The organism is Devosia submarina (genome assembly GCF_003056345.1).
Taxonomy (GTDB): Bacteria; Pseudomonadota; Alphaproteobacteria; order Rhizobiales; family Devosiaceae; genus Devosia; species Devosia submarina.
Genome location: NZ_PYWB01000009.1, coordinates 1 through 18,377, shown reverse-complemented (window position 1 = coordinate 18,377; position 18,377 = coordinate 1). Strand labels below are relative to the sequence as shown.

Below are 18,377 nucleotides of genomic sequence, written 5' to 3'. Positions count from 1 at the left end.
CTTTCCTTCCTATATGCTTCCCTGTACGTGATGCAGATTGGCATAGAAGCCATTGGCCGCCATGAGCTCGTCATGCCGCCCTTGCTCGCGCACCCCGTTCTCACCCAGAACGATGATGCGATCGGCATTGCGCACCGTGGAGAGCCGATGGGCGATCACGATCGTCGTGCGCCCCCGGCTCAGCGCCAGAAGGGCCTGCTGCACCGCCCGCTCGCTCTCGTTGTCGAGTGCGCTCGTCGCCTCATCAAAGATCAGGATCGGCGGGTTTTTGAGGAACGCCCGGGCAATGGTCAGACGCTGCTTCTGCCCACCTGACAACTTGACCCCGCGCTGCCCGATATCGGTCGCATACCCCTGTGGCAGCTGAAGAATAAACTCATGCGCATTGGCCGCCCGTGCTCCTGCCTCGATCTCCTCGTCCGAGGCATCGGGCCGCCCATAGCGCAGATTCTCCGCCACCGTGCCGCTGAACAGATACACGTCCTGCTGCACCATCCCGACATGGCGCCGCAGCGCCTGCAGCGTCACCTCGCGCACATCCGTCCCGTCGATCAGCACCTGCCCCGCACTGACCTCATAGAACCGCGGCACAAGGCTGCAGAGCGTTGATTTTCCAACCCCAGAAGGCCCAACCAGCGCCACGAACTCGCCGGCCCTGATATCGAGCGAGAGCCCGTTCAACACCGGCAAGCCATCAGAGCCATAGCGGAAATGGACATTGCGAAAGCTGACCGCACCCCGCACCCGCTCCAGCGGCCGCGCCTCCGGGCAGTCGGCGATATCGGGCTCAATATCGAGCAAGCGCATGGCCCGCACAAACCCCGTATAGCCTTCCTGCCAGAGCCGCACGAAATTGGCGAGGCGCTGCACGGGATCCACCAGCACCGCCACGCACAGCAGAAATGTCAGCATCTCGGCGACGCTGAGATCGCCCGTGACCACCCGCACGGCACCAAAGACGATCACAAGAACTGTGACCAGCTGGGCAAAAGTCTCGCTGCCCGCTGAAAAGAACGCTTCACTCCTGTAGCCATCCCGGCGGCTCTGCAAAAACAGAGCGTTAGCTTCCTCGAAGCGCCTCGCCTCCAGCGCCTCATTGGCAAAGGACTGCACCACCCGGATACCCGCCAGGGAGTCCTCCACCCGCTCGTTAACTCCCGCAATCCGTTCCTTGCTCTGCTCCAGCGCCTGGTTCATCTTGCGATTAAAATGAAGGGCATAGGCAACGGCAAACGGCGTCAGAGCCGCAATCATCAGGGCCAGCACCGGATCGATGAAGACCAGGATTGTAAGCGCCCCAAAGAACTTAAGCGCTGCGATCAGCAGGTCCTCGGGCCCATGATGGTAAAGCTCACCGATCCAGAGCGAGTCATTGGTGATGCGGCTCATCAACTGCCCCACACGCTGGCTGTCATAGAAACCGAAGGACAGTTTCTGGCAATGGTCGAACAATTGCTGGCGCAGGGTCGCCTCGATCTTGGCACCCATGACATGGCCCTGATAATCAACGAAAAAGATCGCCAGCACCTGCACCGCCAGAAGCGCAAGCATGACCCCGCCCATAAGGAAGATCTGCCCGATGGCCTGCGGCGCCTCGGGCAAGCCGATCAATGTGAGCGTCACAAAATTGGCGCAGAGCGGCAGCGCCAGGGCCGTGGCAGCAACCAGCACGGCACAAGCCACATCACCCACAAGCAGCGGCAGGTGTGGCCGGTAATAGGACAGGAAACGTTGAAGGCTCGAGGCGCGCAGAGGCGCGGTTCTTAAGCCTTGTGTTGCAAAAAGCTGGAAAAAGCGGCTAAGGCGTGCGTCTGCATCCGTCCTCGCCCGTGGAAAGGGAAATGGCATAAGACTTTGTGTCCTGTTGGAATTGAGCTCCTTTTTGGATGGACAACAAGGTTTTCATTTCGCTCTCCTGATGGGTGCTGGCGTTAGACTATGCCCAAGCGCGCGCATGGCGCAAGTCTAGCCACTCGGGCGTCCGACCTAGAACAACAGGCCTTCGGCCGACCCGCCTATCTCGATCCCATTTTGTGGCAAAAAGAGGCCCCCGCATGCCCCTCAAGGTTGAAGACATCCTTGCCCGCGCTGGCACGGGCCCCTTTCAGCGACGGCTCCTGGGCGTCTTTGGCCTTGTCTGGGCGGCCGACGCCATGCAGGTCCTCGCGGTTGGCTTCACCGGCGCCTCCATTGCCCAAAGCTTCGGCCTCACCATCCCGCAAGCCCTGCAAACCGGGACCTTGTTCTTCCTGGGCATGCTGATCGGCGCTACGCTCTTTGGGCGCCTGGCCGACCGTTTCGGGCGCCGGCGCGTCCTGATCATCACGGTCGCCATGGACGCAATATTCGGCCTCCTCTCGGCCTTTGCGCCTGATTTTGCTGTTCTTTTGGTTCTGCGATTTCTCACGGGTCTTGCCGTTGGCGGCACCCTGCCGGTCGATTATGCCCTTATGGCTGAGTTCCTGCCTGCCCGCGCCCGTGGCCGCTGGCTGGTGATGCTGGAGGGCTTCTGGGCTGTGGGCACAGTTGCCATAGCGCTCGCCGCCTGGGCCGTGAGCCTTTATGTTCCGGCAGATGGTTGGCGCTACATCTTTGTTTTCACAGCATTTCCGGCCCTGATCGGCATTTGGCTCCGCCTCTGGGTTCCCGAGTCACCGCTGCATCTCCTGCGGCTTGGCCAAGCCGCCGAGGCCAAGGCCGTCCTTAATCAGGTCCTGCGCACCAACAACAAGCCAGAGCTTGCCGCCAATGAAACCCTGAGCCTGCCCGTCGCTATCGGCAGGGCCAGCCTCCTCTCGCCCGACCTGCGCCAGCGGACCCTGTTGATCCTTCTTTGCTGGTTCCTGGTTTCGATCTCCTACTACGGCATCTTCACCTGGATGCCGGCGCGCCTGGCCGAGGAAGGCTTTGGCTATGTTCGCGGTTATGGCTTCCTGGTCCTGGTCGCCCTAGCACAATTGCCCGGCTACGCCTTGGCCGCCTGGGGAGTGGAGCAATTGGGCAGGCGCCCAACGCTGGTGGCCTTCCTTCTTCTCAGCGCCGCAGGCTGCGGCCTCTTTCTTCTGGCCACCAGCACGCTTGCTGTCGGCGGCTCCATCCTCCTGATGAGCTTTGCCCTGCTGGGCACATGGGGCGCCCTTTATGCCTTCACCCCCGAGCTCTTCCCCACCGCCATCCGCGCGACCGGCATGGGGGCCGCGGGCTCCATGGCAAGGCTGGGCGGCCTTCTTGCACCATCAGCGCTTGCCCTGGTGATCGCCCAGGGCTTCTCCGTAGCAATCGGCCTCTTTGCCGTCCTGCTGCTGTTTGGGGCGGTCGCGGCCTATCTGATCAACCACGAAACACGTGAGGCTTCCCTCGCCTGAGAACGGGTCCGCATCTGGCTCATAAGAGCCACCCGCCTGCTTCATGGATCGCTCGCTACCCTCACCCGTTGCGGCTGCGAACCATGGAGGCAAACATGCTTATCGCCCTTGCAGTCGCAACCACCCTCGTCATCGTCTCGGCCATGCTGGTCTTCACCGACGGAGATCCGGGATGATCGCGCACGCACAATTTTCACACGATACCACGCCCGCTTCGGTCCTTTGGGGAACCGAACCATCAAACCGCAATCTCTGGCATTCCCCGCCCGCCAAGCTGCGCCGCCCCCCGCGCATCAAGCGAGACGATCACCTTCAAGGCTTTTGCGCTGAACCATTCTAGGCCATAGGCGACTGCCAAAATCGCGCTCTTCATCACGCATGCGCGATCGTTCTTGTTCCGGCCGTACGGCGACTTATCTATCGCTCAGGCCGGTGCGCGACTCCCCTCCACGCAGCCCCGGCACAAGGAAGGGCCCTGGCGCTTAAGGAGCGACGGGGCCTTTTTCTTTTTCCGAGGATAGCTCCCAGCTACCCCGCCGTTTAAGCTGTCAGCGGCACAACTTTGGGAAAGGTCCCCTGGGCTAGGCCGAACTTTTGCACCAGCATCCGAGCGTCGGCAGGAGACATGGGCCGGCCGAGGAAATAGCCTTGCGCCGATTGAACTCCGAGCTTGCGCAAGGATTCCAGCTCGGCCGCCGTCTCGACCCCTTCCGCCAGGATCTGGCTCTTGGTGTCACGCCCGAAATGCACCAGCGCCGCCGCCAGGGAATGACGCGCCAGATCGTCCTGAATATTGCGGGTGAGGCTGATGTCGAGCTTGATGATATCGGGCTGGAGCGCCAGGATATGCCGCAAGCTGGCATATCCTGCACCCGCATCGTCTACCGCCAGCCGAACGCCATGGGCCCGTAAATCCTTGAGCGCGCCCCCAAGAGCACCATAATCCTCGACGCTGGCATGTTCGGTGATCTCGAGCACCACGCGCCGCCGCGCCTGCTTTGGAATAGCCTTGGCAAGCTGGCCGGAGGTGATCGTGTCCGGCGACAGATTGAACGCCAGATAAAGATGGGCAGGGAAGAGGTCGAGGAGCGCCATGCCCTTTTCGATTGCTTGCATCTCCAGTTCTGTGCCCAAGCCCACCGAAGCCGCCATCTTGAACCAGATATCAGGCGTCCATTGCTCGGCTCCGCTGAAGCGCGACAGGCACTCAAAGCCAAGCAGGCTGTGGTCAGCGATCTGGATAATAGGCTGCAAGACGATCGAGAGCTCGTCATTGTCGAGCACGCGCCGGATCCGCTCGAAATTCGTCCGGTATTCGGTTGTCGCCTCGACTTCCCTGCTGATCAGCACGGACGTCAGCTCCGCCACGGCCCGCATCATCCGCAGGTCCCGCTGGTTCAGCGTCGGCTGCGGCTCGGTACTGACGCAGCAGAACATTCCATAGGTGCTGCCGTCCGTTAGCTTGATCGGGACGCTGATATGAGCCCGCACGCCCAGATCATGGGTAAACTGCATGCTGGCAGCCACCGGCTCGTTAAGCACGTCCGGCATCAACTCTGGGAGGCGGCCTTCCAGAATGTGCCGGCAATAAACATAGTCGAGCGGCATGGAATCGCCGGCCTTGACCACATGTTCAAGACCGGGCGCATCGACTTCGCGGAAATGGGTTTGATCCCCGACGAATTCCGATACATAGGCCACCTGCATGCCGAGATGGACGCGGATCGCTTCCAGTGTGCGCTTGAGGGAGTTTTCCGCCTGTTCGTCCAAGGCGGCCGTGAGCCCCCTGAGATCAAAACTGTCAAACTTGTCTGCGCTCATTGGACCAGCATCGCTCTTTGCCGCAGCCATGCGCAGCGATGATGATGATCAAGCGAGAGGCACAAGGCCTGCCAGCCGCCACCGATCCGGTGCGAGGCGCTACGGAATAATCCTGACACAGATTATATGGGCCAAGCCTTAAGCCTTTCTTGCGGGCATGCAGCGCTTTGCGTCGATTGTCAGTATTTCGTCAGCTAAAAGGAACGCTGCCATTAACCAAAGCTTAAACTGTGTTAAGAATGGGTTAATGTTTATCTAAAATTGTGATAAATCCCGTTCCACGGTTTCGCCTTCGCGAGGCCACCAATGCGGGGTTGGGGTATGCGGTCTGAGTTTGCGTTCTTGGTGCATCCAAGGAATACGCTGCGTGCGGATATGGGCATTCTGTTGGGACGCCCTTTTTCCTTGGTTCCTGAAATTGTCTGGCGTTCGGCCCTCAAGCACTTGCCGGTGCCGCCCATGGTCACGGGCAAGATGTCCCGCGTGGACCTTCCCGGCGAAATCTCCGGGCGGATCATCACTGTTCCGCTGACGCCAACGCAGTTGCTCACGCTGCCTCGAACGCAGGTTCAGGCCAGGATCTCAGCTGCCGTGGATCTGGCGCGCGACTTGGGCGCCTCGGTGGTCGGGCTTGGCGCCCTTACAGCCCCCGCTTCGGTCGGCGGCAAGGCCTTTGCCAAGCGGAACGACGTTGGCGTGACCAATGGCAACGCTTTCACCGCAGCCATGACGCTGCAGGCCATGGAAAAGCTGACGGCCTCGCTGGGCCGCGACCCGCTGATTGCCATCGTGGGTGCAACCGGAAGCGTCGGTAGCTGCTTGACGCGGCTTTATGCGCGCAAGCACTCGGGCAGGCTCCTGCTGGTGGCCCGTAATGAGCGGCGCCTGGAGGCGCTTGCGTCAGACGTGCGCCGCAATGGTGTTGAGGCGACGGTAAGCGTCGATATGGCCGATGTCAGCAAGGCTGATCTGGTTGTGCTGCTGACCTCCTCGCCCGACGCCCTGCTGCGCAGCGAACATCTCAAGCGTGGTGCCATCGTCCTGGACGACACCGTTCCGCGCAACACCGATGAACGGCTGCTCATCGAGCGTCCCGACGTGTTGATCGTCGATGGCGGCTTGGTCGAAATCCCCGGGTTCAATCTGCGCGGCTCGATCGCACTTGCACCCAAGCTCGCCTATGCCTGCCTTGCCGAAACCATGCTGTTGGCCCTGTCGGGTCATAAGGGTCACTTCTGCATGGGCGACGCCCATGTCGATCAGGCCGAGCATATCCTTAAGCTCGCGCAAGAGTACCGGCACCTCGGGTTCAACCTTGCCCCATTCCGCTCCTTCGGGCGGCTGATCGATCCTGCACCATCCCGCACAATGCCCCCACCTGCCCAGGAGCTTGTCTCATGCGCCGCGTAGTGATCCTTGGGGGAGGCTATGCCGGCCTCCATGCCTTTTCCGCCCTTCGCTCGCGCCTGCGCGCCTCGCTCGCGCGCAACGAAGTGGAACTGCTGCTTGTCTCGCGGGACGGGTACCACACTTACCATGGCTGGACCGGCGAAGTGCTCAATGGCGACCTGCCTGTGAATAGCACGCTGACACCGCTGCAACCCATTTTGGGGCTGAGCTTTTTGCAAGGCGAAGTTGTCTCCGCCGATCTTTCGGGCAACACCTTGACGGTTGTAACCGAAGAGGGCGAGCATCAGGAGCTTGCCTTCGATCACCTCGTGATCGCCGCGGGCTCAACCGACCCGTTCGACCGTATTCCGGGCCTGGGCGAACATGGCTGGTGCGTCAAAGATACGCGCGACATGCAAAAGCTTGTTGGCCACCTTCAAAGCTGGGACACGGCGGCGACAAGGACGCGCAATGTGGTTGTGGTCGGCGGTGGACTGGCTGGCGTCGAAAGTGCATCTGCCCTTGCCGCCCGGTTTGGCAAAAACAGGGCGGGCAAGGTCAATATCCACCTTGTCTCTTCCAGCGAAAAGCTGCTCCCCAGTTTACGCCCCAGCTTCAACCACATCGCCGACACAGCCACGCGCACCCTAACCGAACAAGGTGTCCAGCTTCACCACAACGCACGCGCCGCAGAAATCTTCGAGGATCACGTTGAGCTTGCCGATGGCAAGACGCTCTCGGCTGACCTCACCATCGTTGCGGCGGGGGTGAGCTTCCGCACCCTTGCTGGCACTCAATCCCTGCCCCGCAATGCCGCAGGTCAGATCATTGCCGGCAATGATCTGCGGGTAGGCGGGCGGGACAACATCTGGGTGGCTGGTGACATCGCCGCCGTCTCGCATCCGGTCACGGGCGAGCCCTGCCCCGCCAATGCACTGTGGGCAATGAAGCAGGGCGACTGCGTCGGCTCTAACATCGCGCGCGTGCTCAAGGGGCGGCCGGCAAAGCGCTTCAACTTCCGCGGTCTCGGGCAGTCTGCCGGCCTTGCTGGACAGCGTGGCATAACCGAGCTGTTTACGCTCCAGTTTACCGGACGCCTCGCCTGGGTCATCCGCGTCCTGTTTTTTGCCTGGTACATGCCATCGCGCCGCCGGGCATTCCCCATTGTCTCGCACCTGTCGCGGCAACTCTGGACGGCGACGATCGGCCCAGTCTTCGAGGGCACCCGTACGCCAGCCCAGACGGCCGACGTGGCGCCGGTCGCCAACTTGTCCAGTCGGGCAAGATAAGACGCTTAGGGGCGAGGCGGTTCGTACCGCCTCGCTCTTCAATCAGTGGATGGTGACCGACCATGGCACGCCCGAGCCAAATGATCGGCCTTGCCTCATGGCTGGAACAATCGTTCGTCCCACTGCTTGACGAGTTCGGTCATCCCCGCAGCGGCTCGAGCCGGCTCGATGCAATTCCTTGCGCCAGCATGGCGATCTCGGCGGCGAACTTTGCAGCCGCCGGTTCGCTATGCTCGGACCATTTTGCGAACTTTCGCAGGAGTGGAAGGAAACGTCCAAGTTCCTCTGCGCTCCATTCGCTGAAAAAATCACCCATGATCAGGAATTTGTAGGCACGCACGGCGGCCACGACAGCCTTGCCGGAAGCCGTCAGCTCGACAATCGTGCGACGCGCATCGGCCTGGCTCACAGCGCGCCGAGCATAATCCATTTCAACCATTTCGGCCACAATCCGGCTGGCACGGGACGGATCGATCGCGAGCCGCTCGGCGACAGACGCGACCATTGTTTCCCCGCCTGCCATTTCCCCGAACTCATCTGCCGGTGCTTCGATGGCACAAAGAACATCCAGTTGAGCCAGGTCGATGCCGATCTTGAGATCAACCAAAGCCTTGTGCCCCAATTCGCGCTTTGCCGCGCGGCGGCGCCAGTTCTGCATCAGCGCATCAATGCCGGTTACGGCCTCAATTGTTGCGGCATCGATGCCCGCCCTGTGCAGCAGAGTGTGGACGTCAATCGTGCCGCCGGAACCGGGCATCGGAGCCTCCTTGGATGCATGCAGCAATTGCATGCCGTTGACATGCAATTGCTGGGGGCAGATATACGCGGCACTCGTTTATCCCGCAAGTGGGCACAGCCTTGTGCATCCACTGGGCCAAAGGATTATCCAATGTCTGAGCCTGAGCAAACCGCCCAAGAACCACAGGCCCAATCGGTGCCGGCTATCATCACTGCAGTCGCCGTCACGCTTCTCCTGGCGTCGCTTGGACAGACCATCGTTTCGACGGCTCTTCCCACGATTGTCACTGAACTGGGCGGGCTCGATCACCTCACCTGGGTGGTCATTGCTTATCTGCTCAGTTCCACAGTTGTCGCTCCGATCTATGGCAAGCTGGGCGACCTTTATGGCCGCAAGATCGTGCTCCAGGCGGCCATTGCGATCTTCCTCCTTGGCGCTGGACTATCGGCCTTCTCCAGCTCCATGACCTTCCTCATCTTCGCCCGCACTGTTCAGGGCCTTGGTGGCGGCGGGCTGATGGTGGTTGCCATGACCGTGGTGGCCGACGTGATCCCGGCCCGCCAACGCGGCAAAATCCAGGGAATTTTTGGCGCCGTTTTTGGCGTTTCGACGGTGATCGGGCCGCTGCTTGGCGGCCTTATCGTCGAGCAGCTGAGCTGGCGCTGGATCTTCATCATCAACCTCCCCCTGGGCCTTCTGGCGCTGGTGGTGATTGGCCTTGCCCTTAAGCCTCGGGTAAATCGCGTCGCCCGCCGCATCGATTATGCCGGCTTTGTCCTGCTCACCACTGCGCTATCGGCCTTTGTCCTGGCAACAAGCCTAGGCGGCAATACTTTCCCCTGGGCATCGGTCCAGATCATCGGCCTTGTTGTGCTTGCCGCTATTGCATTGGCAGGATTCATCTGGGTCGAGGCGCGTGCCGCTGAGCCCGTGCTGCCGCTGAAACTGTTCCGCAACAACACCTTTCTTGTCACCAATGCAGTGGGCTTCCTGGTTGGCATGGCGATGTTTGGGTCCATCACCTTTCTGCCCATGTACCTGCAGATCGCCAAGGGTGTTTCGCCAACCAGTTCGGCTCTCCAGCTTTTGCCCATGATGATTGGCCTCATCGGTGCCTCGACCTTGTCCGGCTTTATCATGAGCAAGACGGGACGTTATCGGCTTCTGCCGATCGGGGCTTCGGCGATGCTTTTCGCAGGCTTGCTGCTGCTGGCCATGATGCAGCTCGATACGCCCGATTGGCAGATCGCCGTTTATATGTTCATCGTTGGCATCGGGATTGGACCCATCAACAGCGTCAGCGTGACGGCAACGCAAAACGCCGTGGCACGCGAACTTGTCGGAGTCGCCACGGCGGGCACCACGCTGTTTCGCCAGATCGGCGGCTCCATCGGCGTATCGGTTTTCGGCGCTATTTTCGCCAGCGGCCTGGCCAGCCAACTCGGTAGCACGGCTCCCTCCGGCGGCAATGCCTTTAGCGCCGAAGCCATCCAGGCCCTTCCAGCGGAAGCCCGGCTTGCGGTTCTCGAAAGCTTTGCCGCAGCGCTCCACCCGGTGTTTTTCACCGCCGCGGGAGCGGCGATCATGGCTTTCGGCCTTGCCTTGCTCCTCAAGGAGATCCCTCTGGCCACAACTCTGCGCAAGGAACCCGAAGCGGAGCTCCAGGCTGAGGTGAATGCGACGGCGGCACTAGCGGGCGCGCCAGTGAAGTGATGACATTGGTCGACTACGCATGAACGCGCCAGTGCTGTTACGCCGCTGAAAAGGGCGGTCCTGCCGGACCACCCTTCGGTGTCAGACCATCACTTGCGATCCAGCCAGCCCTGCATTTCCCGGATTTCAGCTTGCTGCGTGACGATGATCTCCTGCGCAAACATTTTTATCCACGGGTCGGTGGCGTATTTCTGTGCGACCAGCGCCATGTCCACTGCGCCTTTGTGGTGCGGGAGCATGCCGCACACAAATGCGGTTTCGAACTCGGGAGCGCTCATGCCGCGCATCATGTCCGAATGCATCGGCTCCATGGTGCCAAACAGCGCCTCATGTGCTTCACCCATGCCCGCAGCCATCTGGCTCATGTCGGCCGGCGCCGCGCTAGCGCCATGGCCCGCGTGCTCACCCCCGCAAATATCAGGCAATACAGCTGCATTGGCGGCCATGCTTTGATCGTCTCGCACCAGCAAAGCGCCTGCAAACGCTACAACCAGCAGTGCAGCGGTGCCTATTTTGATGACGTCCATAGTTCAAAATCCACTTCCATGTTCTGCCGCTCTTGTAGCGGAACTTAATCCGCCCCGATTTGACTCAGATCAAAGATGCATCTTTCTCTCATGATATGCCGTCTCCAACTGCATTGGTTGCAGACGTCCAGGAGATAAAATTGAAACAGTTAGGTGCACCTCCGAGTGTCAACTGGAAGAGCGGCCCTCTGAGCCGACGAGCACCCTCATTGGCTGCGGGCCTGCTGGCCTTCCTTGGTTTTATGGGTGCGGCGACGCCAGCCCACGCGCACGTTAAATGGTTCGCGCCCTATGTTGTGGGAGCCTCCCCGGCACCCCTCGTCAACACGCTCACCAATGGCTGGTTCTGGACCGGTATCGTTCTTGTAGTCGCCTTTTTCGCGGCTGCGGTTTATGCAGAAAGAGCCCCTTTTGGTGCAGTTCTTTCGTCGGGTCTTGATCGTGTGAGCGAGCCCCTGTGGCGCCGGCCCGATGATTTCATGCGTGCGGTAATCGGCGCCTTCTTTGTTGCTGTCTTCGCGGTCGGCGGGGTCTATCTCACGCCCGATCTGCAAACTCCCAATGAATGGGTGTCCTGGCTGCAGCTGCTGATTGCGATGCTGGTATTCTCGCGGCGTACTATGCCTTTTGCTGCGGCGGGCATTATCGGCCTGTGGGTCATCGCGCTGCGGGACTATGACTTCTTCCATCTGCTGGACTACCTGGCTCTGGGCGTCGGCGTTGCTGCCTACTTGGTGCTGGCGGCCTATCCACAAGGCAAATGGTACGACAAGCGTTTCGCAGTGCTGCGTTGGGGCGTCGCCATTGCCTTGATGTGGTCGAGCCTGGAAAAGTTCGCTTACCCCGACTGGTTCTACCCGCTTGTTGAAGAACGTCCGTTCCTGACCTTCGGCATGCCGCGCGATGTGTTCATCCCCATGGCTGGCGTGGCTGAGTTCACCATGGGCTTTGGCCTTCTCTGGACGGCATTGATCCGTCGCCTGTCTGCTGTTGCCCTGCTGGTGATCTTTACCGCCGCAGTTTATCCCTTTGGCCGTATCGATCTGGTCGGGCATGCGCTGATCATGGGCACCTTGTTCCTGATCGCCGCCGATCCCACGCCCTCGGGGCCACGGGTGCGGAGCCTGGTTCCTGCGATCGGCAGCGTTCCTGCAGGCATATTTGCGGCCCTGGTTATCATTGCCGGTTCGTACTGGGGATTGCACAGCCTGTTCTACTCGGGCGAGACCCCTTCAGTGGTACCGGCAGAGGGTCAATTGCTGACGCATTTGCCCAATCCGGAGCAGCCACACGGCATGGTGATGACACCAGCCCAGTAGCAAACAGATAAAAAGGCGGCTGCACCCATTGCAGCCGCCCTTTGTGTTTTCTAGAGCTTGCTTCACGGCTCACCCGCTTTGCGGTCCGATGCTCGATGTTCCCCTAGTGCCCTGAGCGATTGATGAAGCCTGATTTCGACCTTCAACGACACAACACTTTCGGGCTGCCTGCGCGGGCGCGCTGGAGTGCAGTACTGTCTCAGCCCACCGATGTTGAACTCGCGTGGGAAAAGGCCCAATCGCTCCGCCTGCCCCTTAGAGTTCTTGGAGGCGGCAGCAATGTAATCTTTAGGCCCTTCTTCGACGGGATCATCGCAATGATGGAGATCAAGGGTCGCTCCGTCCTGGGCAGGCAGGGGGAGCATACTCTGCTGCAAGCCGGTGCCGGCGAAGACTGGCACGAATTTGTGTTGTGGACCCTAAGCCAAAATGTGCCCGGGCTCGAAAATCTTGCAGGCATTCCGGGTAAAGTCGGTGCAGCACCCATCCAGAATATTGGAGCCTATGGCCTTGAGATGGCCGATCGCTTCCATTCACTCCTCGCCTATGATCTGGAGAACAAAAACACTATCGTCTTCAACAAGGACGATTGCGGCTTTGGCTACCGCCAGAGCGTCTTCAAGAAGGCAGCGGGCCGGTTCATCGTCCTTTCGGTGACATTTGCAATGCCCAACGACTGGGCACCCCAGCTTAGCTATCAGGGGCTTTCCGAATTGAGCCCGGACACCGATCCGCAGACCGTAGCGCAGACCATAATAGCACTGCGAAACGGCAAGCTCCCCGATTGGCGGAAGTTCGGCAATGCCGGCTCATTCTTTCATAATCCGATAGTGGAGAGCGCGTTCGCAGCGGAACTGCGCAAGACCCACTCCGACGCACCGGTTTATCCGCAGCAGGACGGCCGGAGCAAGCTCTCGGCCGCGTGGCTCATCGAGCGTTGCGGCTTCAAGGGCTCTCGTCTGGGAGGCGTGGGCGTTTCCGAAAGGCATGCCTTGGTTCTGGTCAACTACGGTGATGGAACCCAAGAGCAGCTCGAAAGCCTCGCAGACAACATCAAGTCCGAGGTGCTCGCGCGCTTCGGCGTAGTGCTGCACCAAGAGCCTGAAACCATCTAGCTGCGGCTACGATCGCGTTTTGGGCAATCGCGCATTATTCACTGCAGAGCAAGTTCCGATGCACGAGCGTTGCGCTTGCAGGTTGCGGGCGTGACCTATGTGACCTTGAGGCGGCCATGAAGGAAGAAATGTGTGGCTAGCTGTCCTGCTCCAAGACAGCTCCACCAACAGGCATACGGGGCACAGTTGCGCCAGCCAGTAGCTTGCCGAGCCCATCGTCGCTCAACTGCTCGAACGTGTGCAAGCAACGCACAATGTTAGGATCGCCTGGGATCGATGCTCCCCCCTTGCTCTTGCACGCAAGCTTCATGCGATAGGCATGCGCCGCGGCGATGCGCTCCGCACGTTCCTGCAAAACACGAACTCTTTGATCGGGGTCAAAGAACCGAAGGTGCGCTTGGCTTAGAACAGCTTTCGAAGAGGCCGGGTTGGCCTCGCGCCAAGGAGATTTCAAATGCGCACCGCTTTCAACACCGCCGCCCTAGTTGTTGTTATGGCTGGGTTCCTGGCGGCTCCCGCTTTCGCCGCGGACCACCAGGTCCAGATGCTGAACAAGGGGAAGGCTGGGGCCATGGTGTTCGAGCCTGCATTCGTGCAAGCTCAGCCGGGCGATACCGTGACCTTTGTTGCAACGGACAAGAGCCACAACGCAGAGACCATCAAGGGCATGTTGCCTGAAGGGGCCGAAGCTTTCAAAGGCAAGATCAACGAAACCATAACAGTTACCCTGGACGCGCCCGGCGTCTACGGCGTCAAGTGCGCGCCACATTTTGGCATGGGCATGGTGGCCTTGGTTGTTGTGGGCGATCCCGCCGTAAACGTTGAGGAGGCGAAGGGCGTCAAAGTACCGCCGAAGGCCCAGGAGCGCTTCGACGCCGCCTATACTGCGCTTGGCCTCTGAACCGTTTCGATGCCGCTACTAACCCCGCAGGTTTTCCTGCGGGGTTTTTCGTTGTGCAGCGACCTTCCTGTCGATACCACTCCACTTCAACGCTTAGGAGCATGCAGTGGCGGCAGAGAACGAGTTGAACTCCTTGCTTGAGGGTCAGGCCCGCAAATTGCAGGCCATTCTGGAGTCGGCGGTCGACGCCATCATCACGATCGACGACGGTGGTCTGATCACCACCGTCAATCCAGCCGCAGCACGCTTGTTTGGATACCAGCTGGAAGAGTTTGTCGGCCGAAACGTTCATTTCCTGATGCCGGAACCATACCATTCCGAACATGATGGCTACATCCACAATTATCGCACTACTGGCCGCAAAAGGATCATCGGGATCGGTCGCGAAGTTACCGGACGCCGCCGAGACGGATCGCTCTTTCCCATGCATTTGGCCGTCAGCGAATTCGAAATGGATGAGCGCACCTATTTCACCGGCATCATCCACGATCTATCCGCCAGCAAGGCAACAGAGATGGCCCTGCGACAGGCGCAGAAAATGGAAGCCCTCGGCCAGCTGACCGGGGGAATTGCGCACGACTTCAACAATCTCCTGACGGTGATCCTGGGCAATCTCGAGATGCTGGAAGGGCAATTGACCACTCCACTCCAGCGTGAACTGGCCACGGAAGCGCTGGAGGCGGCCGAACTGGGGGCCCGCCTCACGGCGCGTCTCCTCGCCTTCTCGCGCCGCTCGCTCCTTGAGCCGGAAGTCGTAAACCTCAACTCCTTTGTGCTTGGGCTGACCGACATGTTGCACCGCACCCTGGGCGCAACGATCTATCTGTCCAACACCCTGGCACCGAACCTTTGGTCTACCCGCGTTGATCCTTCGCAAGTGGAAAGCGCCATTGTGAACCTTGCGGTAAACGCCCGCGATGCCATGGCGGAAGGCGGAAGGCTGATTATCGAGACCGCCAACGCAAGAGTGGAAGCGCAGCAATCCGATGAACTGGATGGCCTGGCTCCCGGGGACTATGTCAGGCTATCCGTATCGGACACTGGCACCGGCATGCCCGAGCAGGTGCGCGACCGCGCCTTCGAGCCATTTTTTACGACCAAGCCGCAGGGACGGGGCACGGGTCTTGGGCTGTCGATGATCTATGGCTTTGCCAAGCAATCGGGCGGCCATAGCGCGATTTATAGCGAGCCCGGGCGGGGCACCACCGTCAGCATCTACCTTCCGCGCTACCAAGCTCCGGCGCCGGAGAAACAATCTGGAGAGGAAACGGGCCTTCCTGCTGGCACCGGGGAGATCGTGCTGGCGGTGGAGGACGACGATCGCCTGCGCAAACTGACCGTATCGCGCCTGAGTCAGTTGGGCTACGAGGTTTTGCCCGCTGCAAGCGGCCACGAGGCGCTTTCTATTCTTTCGAGCGGAGCAAAGGTGGACCTGCTCTTTACCGATATTGTTATGCCCGGCGGGCTCTCGGGCTACGAGTTGAGCTCACGTGTTCGCAAGCTCTATCCCGATATTCGTATCCTGCTGACTTCAGGCTTTGCCGAAGAGCTCGCGCGCGAGCAGCCTATGGCCGACGAGCAGCTGAGAATCCTGCGCAAGCCTTACAGGCAAGCCGAACTGGCAGCGGCTGTATCGGATGCGTTAAGGCGCTAAGCTATTCAGTGCTGCTGTGATGCTGAGGGGTGAAGCTGTAGCCCGCCCCGCGCACTGTTCTGAGCAAGCACGGGTTGCGATTGTCCGCCTCGATCACCTTGCGCAACCGTGCGATCTGGTTGTCGATGCTGCGGTCGTTTGGCGCCCAATCATGGCCCTTCAGCAGATCCATGATGCGATCGCGGCTGAGCACCTTGTGTGGCTGGCGGGCGAAAAGCGCAAGAAGATTGAATTCACCTGTCGTGAGCCGAATATCTTGCCCCCCGCGGGTCAGAACACGCCGGTCCATATCCAGAACGAAATCATCAAAACTGATCTGGGCGCCCTGCGGCTCAGCAGCCGGTTTGGCGGTGGGAATTCGTGACCCGGTCCGGCGCAGGACCGACCGAACACGTGCAATTACTTCGCGCAAGTGAAAGGGCTTGGCTATGTAGTCGTCTGCTCCGATCTCCAACCCCACAATCCGGTCGATCATGTCGCCCTTGCCCGTGATCATGATGATGGGGAGGTCCCATTGCTGGCGGATTTCGCGGGCGATTGTCAGCCCGTCAGCACTGCCAAGGTTAAGATCCAGTGTGATCAGATCGACCTCGTCGAGCAAGGCCTTGTCGACGCCTGCCTGGTCCTTGGCTTCAGTAACCCGGTAGTTCTCGCTCTCAAAGCATCGGCGCAAGAGCTTGCGCACTTGGTCGTCATCATCGACCACCAGGATGTGGGCTTGCCCCTCTTTCATCCGGCCTCCATTTCTTGCCGCCTGCTCCGATCGGTTACAATCGGTTACAATCGGTTACAAACTGATACGTACAGCGCACATGCTGCTTACATGGCTCTGTTTAATTGTCCAAGCCGGCACAAACATTGCCGGCTAAGGACCAGCACAATGCATGCAATTTCGAGCGCTTCCGTAAATGCTACTCCAGCACCATGGGCTTCGCGCCTGGGTTCCGAAGGCGTGCAGGTCCTTGAAAGCCATGATGTGTTGTTCCGGGAAGGTGAAGAAACGACCGGCTTCTATGAGGTTTTGAGTGGTGTGCTGCGCTCCTACAAGATTTTTGCGGATGGACGCCGCCAGATCATCTCCTTTGCCTTTGAAGGCGATATCGTCGGCTTCGGACATGGCGAAGACTATCGTTTCGATTGCGACGCCCTCGGCACGACCCGCGTCCGCGCAGTGCCCAAAGCCTCCCTGCTTCACATCGTACGGGAACGCCCCGAGCTCGCCGGCAAGCTGCTTGAAGCGGCCGGCGGTGAAGTGGCCAACATGCAGGATCACTCGATCCTGCTGTGCCGCAAAACCGCCATGGAGCGCGTTGCTGGCTTCCTGTTGAGCCTTGCCACACGAGCATCTGGCAAGCCCGTCGGTACTGCCTTGCCCCTGCCGATGATCCGCGCGGACATTGCTGACTATCTTGGTCTCACGATCGAAACGGTAAGCCGGAACATGACCAGACTGCGCGCGCTGCGCGTGATCGACCTGCCCAGTCGCGGCACCTTCGCCGTGCGCAACCTATCCAAGCTCTCCGAAATGGCTGAAGGCGAAGAAACTCTGCACTAGGGAGGTGCCGATGCTTCGAAAAACACGACGTATTGCAATCGCTGTTTTCAGCGACCGGGCTGGCGTCAACGAAACTCTGGAGCAGCTTCGACGCGTTGGCGTGCGTGAGCCTGCCATCCTGACCAACCAATCGGCGCCTCTTTGCGCATCGGGATTCCCCAGCCGCGACCTCAGTGCCCTTGCGTCCTTGCTGCCTGGCACATTGGTATCAGCCCTCGCAGAGCGGATCGCGGTCGGATCCATAGCGGTCTATGCGGAGATCGGCGGCAGAGCCACCGAAAAAGCTGTCGCAGAAGTACTGCTCGCCAGCCATGCTGATGCGGTCCAGCTTCATGATTGCCTGCTCAACTCCTAAGGCCCCATCCCACTCTCAGACAACAACCAGCCGGCCATCTCAGGAATTCACGCCTAGATTGATCTGGCGCAAGGATGGGGCGGAATCTCTAGCTTAAACCTGCTTCAGCGCCCTGGAAGTTGAGCTCACCAGCTCCATCCGGCAGGGCCAAAATAGATAAGTGCTTGGAGAAGCAACCATGTTTAAAAAAGGCGAGACGATCAAGGACACCACGGTTCAAGGTGAGCCAGCAGGCCTGAGCCGGCGCAGCCTTTTGGCGGGCACAGCAGGGCTGACCCTGGGTGCCATGGGCGTTGCTGCCGCCCAGGCACAAACAACGGCGCACCACCACATGTCTCATGCTGGCGGCACCAGCCTGAGTGGCCGGCTCTACCAGGTGAACCCCGGAATGACGGAGCATGCCGACATTGCACATGATCCCACCGACATCCCGCCTCCGATTGGTCGTCGCGAGCCGCAGACCATTCGCGTGGATCTCGAGACCGTCGAACTTGAAGCTCATCTCGGCGGGGACAGCGTCTACCGCTATTGGACGTTCAACGGCCGCGTACCGGGCCCTTTCATTCGCGTGCGCGTCGGCGACACGGTTGAGTGCTACCTCCGCAATGCCGAGGACAGCTGGATGGCCCACAATG

The 18,377-nt window shown here is 60.1% G+C and carries 15 protein-coding genes and 1 pseudogene; 11 read left to right on the top strand and 5 right to left on the bottom strand.

Annotated features, from left to right (window positions below):
* Window positions 1–9 precede the first annotated feature (9 nt).
* Complete coding sequence (locus DDE77_RS14095; RefSeq protein WP_108398127.1) at window positions 10–1,848, bottom strand: ABC transporter ATP-binding protein; 1,839 nt, start codon at window positions 1,846–1,848, stop codon at window positions 10–12.
* A 206-nt stretch (window positions 1,849–2,054) separates the two neighbouring features.
* On the opposite strand from DDE77_RS14095, the gene DDE77_RS14090 reads away from it, so the two are divergent.
* Entirely contained in the window at window positions 2,055–3,365 is a 1,311-nt protein-coding gene (locus tag DDE77_RS14090; protein WP_108398126.1) for an MFS transporter, read from the top strand.
* Window positions 3,366–3,905: 540 nt separating this feature from the next.
* Here DDE77_RS14090 and DDE77_RS14085 read toward each other — a convergent pair.
* Window positions 3,906–5,186 carry a sensor domain-containing phosphodiesterase gene (locus DDE77_RS14085; RefSeq protein WP_108398345.1) on the bottom strand — a complete coding sequence of 427 codons (1,281 nt, stop codon included), beginning with the start codon at window positions 5,184–5,186 and terminating at the stop codon, window positions 3,906–3,908.
* A gap of 405 nt (window positions 5,187–5,591) precedes the next feature.
* Between DDE77_RS14085 and DDE77_RS14080 the strand changes: the two genes are divergently transcribed.
* Entirely contained in the window at window positions 5,592–6,596 is a 1,005-nt protein-coding gene (locus DDE77_RS14080; RefSeq protein WP_210204400.1) for a polysaccharide biosynthesis protein, read from the top strand.
* Window positions 6,584–7,864 carry an NAD(P)/FAD-dependent oxidoreductase gene (locus DDE77_RS14075; protein WP_108398124.1) on the top strand — a complete coding sequence of 427 codons (1,281 nt, stop codon included), beginning with the start codon at window positions 6,584–6,586 and terminating at the stop codon, window positions 7,862–7,864. The genes DDE77_RS14080 and DDE77_RS14075 overlap by 13 nt, the downstream gene beginning before the upstream one ends.
* Window positions 7,865–8,003: 139 nt before the next feature.
* Here the strand turns inward: DDE77_RS14075 and DDE77_RS14070 are convergent, their stop codons facing one another.
* Window positions 8,004–8,621, bottom strand: a complete 618-nt coding sequence (locus DDE77_RS14070; RefSeq protein ID WP_108398344.1) for a MarR family winged helix-turn-helix transcriptional regulator — start codon at window positions 8,619–8,621, stop codon at window positions 8,004–8,006.
* A 132-nt stretch (window positions 8,622–8,753) separates the two neighbouring features.
* On the opposite strand from DDE77_RS14070, the gene DDE77_RS14065 reads away from it, so the two are divergent.
* Window positions 8,754–10,316 (top strand): MDR family MFS transporter, encoded by a 1,563-nt coding sequence (locus DDE77_RS14065; RefSeq protein WP_108398123.1) that lies wholly within the window; start codon window positions 8,754–8,756, stop codon window positions 10,314–10,316.
* 89 nt (window positions 10,317–10,405) lie between these two features.
* Here the strand turns inward: DDE77_RS14065 and DDE77_RS14060 are convergent, their stop codons facing one another.
* On the bottom strand, window positions 10,406–10,843 hold the full coding sequence (locus DDE77_RS14060) for a DUF305 domain-containing protein (RefSeq protein ID WP_108398122.1): 438 nt from the start codon (window positions 10,841–10,843) through the stop codon (window positions 10,406–10,408).
* Between the two features lie 209 nt (window positions 10,844–11,052).
* Between DDE77_RS14060 and DDE77_RS14055 the strand changes: the two genes are divergently transcribed.
* From DDE77_RS14055 to DDE77_RS14035, 4 genes are all read left to right on the top strand, one after another.
* The gene (locus tag DDE77_RS14055) at window positions 11,053–12,162 is read left to right on the top strand and encodes a hypothetical protein (RefSeq protein WP_210204399.1); all 1,110 of its coding nucleotides are present in this window, start codon (window positions 11,053–11,055) and stop codon (window positions 12,160–12,162) included.
* A 122-nt stretch (window positions 12,163–12,284) separates the two neighbouring features.
* Window positions 12,285–13,277: a UDP-N-acetylmuramate dehydrogenase gene (gene murB / locus DDE77_RS14050; protein WP_108398121.1), complete on the top strand. Its 993-nt coding sequence runs from the start codon at window positions 12,285–12,287 to the stop codon at window positions 13,275–13,277.
* 454 nt (window positions 13,278–13,731) lie between these two features.
* Window positions 13,732–14,178 (top strand): pseudoazurin, encoded by a 447-nt coding sequence (locus DDE77_RS14040; protein WP_108398119.1) that lies wholly within the window; start codon window positions 13,732–13,734, stop codon window positions 14,176–14,178.
* A gap of 106 nt (window positions 14,179–14,284) precedes the next feature.
* Entirely contained in the window at window positions 14,285–15,832 is a 1,548-nt protein-coding gene (locus DDE77_RS14035) for a PAS domain S-box protein (RefSeq protein ID WP_108398118.1), read from the top strand.
* A 1-nt stretch (window position 15,833) separates the two neighbouring features.
* On the opposite strand, the gene DDE77_RS14030 is transcribed toward DDE77_RS14035, so the two are convergent.
* The gene (locus DDE77_RS14030) at window positions 15,834–16,565 is read right to left on the bottom strand and encodes a response regulator (RefSeq protein ID WP_108398117.1); all 732 of its coding nucleotides are present in this window, start codon (window positions 16,563–16,565) and stop codon (window positions 15,834–15,836) included.
* A 147-nt stretch (window positions 16,566–16,712) separates the two neighbouring features.
* Here DDE77_RS14030 and DDE77_RS14025 point away from each other — a divergent pair, with 147 nt between their 5' ends.
* The 3 genes and pseudogenes from DDE77_RS14025 to DDE77_RS14015 form a co-directional block, all read left to right on the top strand.
* Window positions 16,713–17,387: a helix-turn-helix domain-containing protein gene (locus DDE77_RS14025; RefSeq protein ID WP_170116527.1), complete on the top strand. Its 675-nt coding sequence runs from the start codon at window positions 16,713–16,715 to the stop codon at window positions 17,385–17,387.
* A gap of 10 nt (window positions 17,388–17,397) precedes the next feature.
* Window positions 17,398–17,742: a hypothetical protein gene (locus tag DDE77_RS14020; protein ID WP_108398115.1), complete on the top strand. Its 345-nt coding sequence runs from the start codon at window positions 17,398–17,400 to the stop codon at window positions 17,740–17,742.
* A gap of 178 nt (window positions 17,743–17,920) precedes the next feature.
* Window positions 17,921–18,377: pseudogene (locus tag DDE77_RS14015) on the top strand (copper-containing nitrite reductase); the annotation flags it as partial.

Coding starts and splice junctions, on each gene's coding strand:
- DDE77_RS14020 (WP_108398115.1), top strand. CDS start 17,398: ATGCTTCGAAAAACACGACGTATTGCAATCGCTGTTTTCAGCGACCGG.
- murB (WP_108398121.1), top strand. CDS start 12,285: ATGAAGCCTGATTTCGACCTTCAACGACACAACACTTTCGGGCTGCCT.
- DDE77_RS14090 (WP_108398126.1), top strand. CDS start 2,055: ATGCCCCTCAAGGTTGAAGACATCCTTGCCCGCGCTGGCACGGGCCCC.
- DDE77_RS14075 (WP_108398124.1), top strand. CDS start 6,584: ATGCGCCGCGTAGTGATCCTTGGGGGAGGCTATGCCGGCCTCCATGCC.
- DDE77_RS14025 (WP_170116527.1), top strand. CDS start 16,713: ATGCATGCAATTTCGAGCGCTTCCGTAAATGCTACTCCAGCACCATGG.
- DDE77_RS14060 (WP_108398122.1), bottom strand. CDS start 10,843: ATGGACGTCATCAAAATAGGCACCGCTGCACTGCTGGTTGTAGCGTTT.
- DDE77_RS14095 (WP_108398127.1), bottom strand. CDS start 1,848: ATGCCATTTCCCTTTCCACGGGCGAGGACGGATGCAGACGCACGCCTT.
- DDE77_RS14030 (WP_108398117.1), bottom strand. CDS start 16,565: ATGAAAGAGGGGCAAGCCCACATCCTGGTGGTCGATGATGACGACCAA.
- DDE77_RS14085 (WP_108398345.1), bottom strand. CDS start 5,186: ATGAGCGCAGACAAGTTTGACAGTTTTGATCTCAGGGGGCTCACGGCC.
- DDE77_RS14040 (WP_108398119.1), top strand. CDS start 13,732: ATGCGCACCGCTTTCAACACCGCCGCCCTAGTTGTTGTTATGGCTGGG.
- DDE77_RS14070 (WP_108398344.1), bottom strand. CDS start 8,621: ATGCCCGGTTCCGGCGGCACGATTGACGTCCACACTCTGCTGCACAGG.
- DDE77_RS14065 (WP_108398123.1), top strand. CDS start 8,754: ATGTCTGAGCCTGAGCAAACCGCCCAAGAACCACAGGCCCAATCGGTG.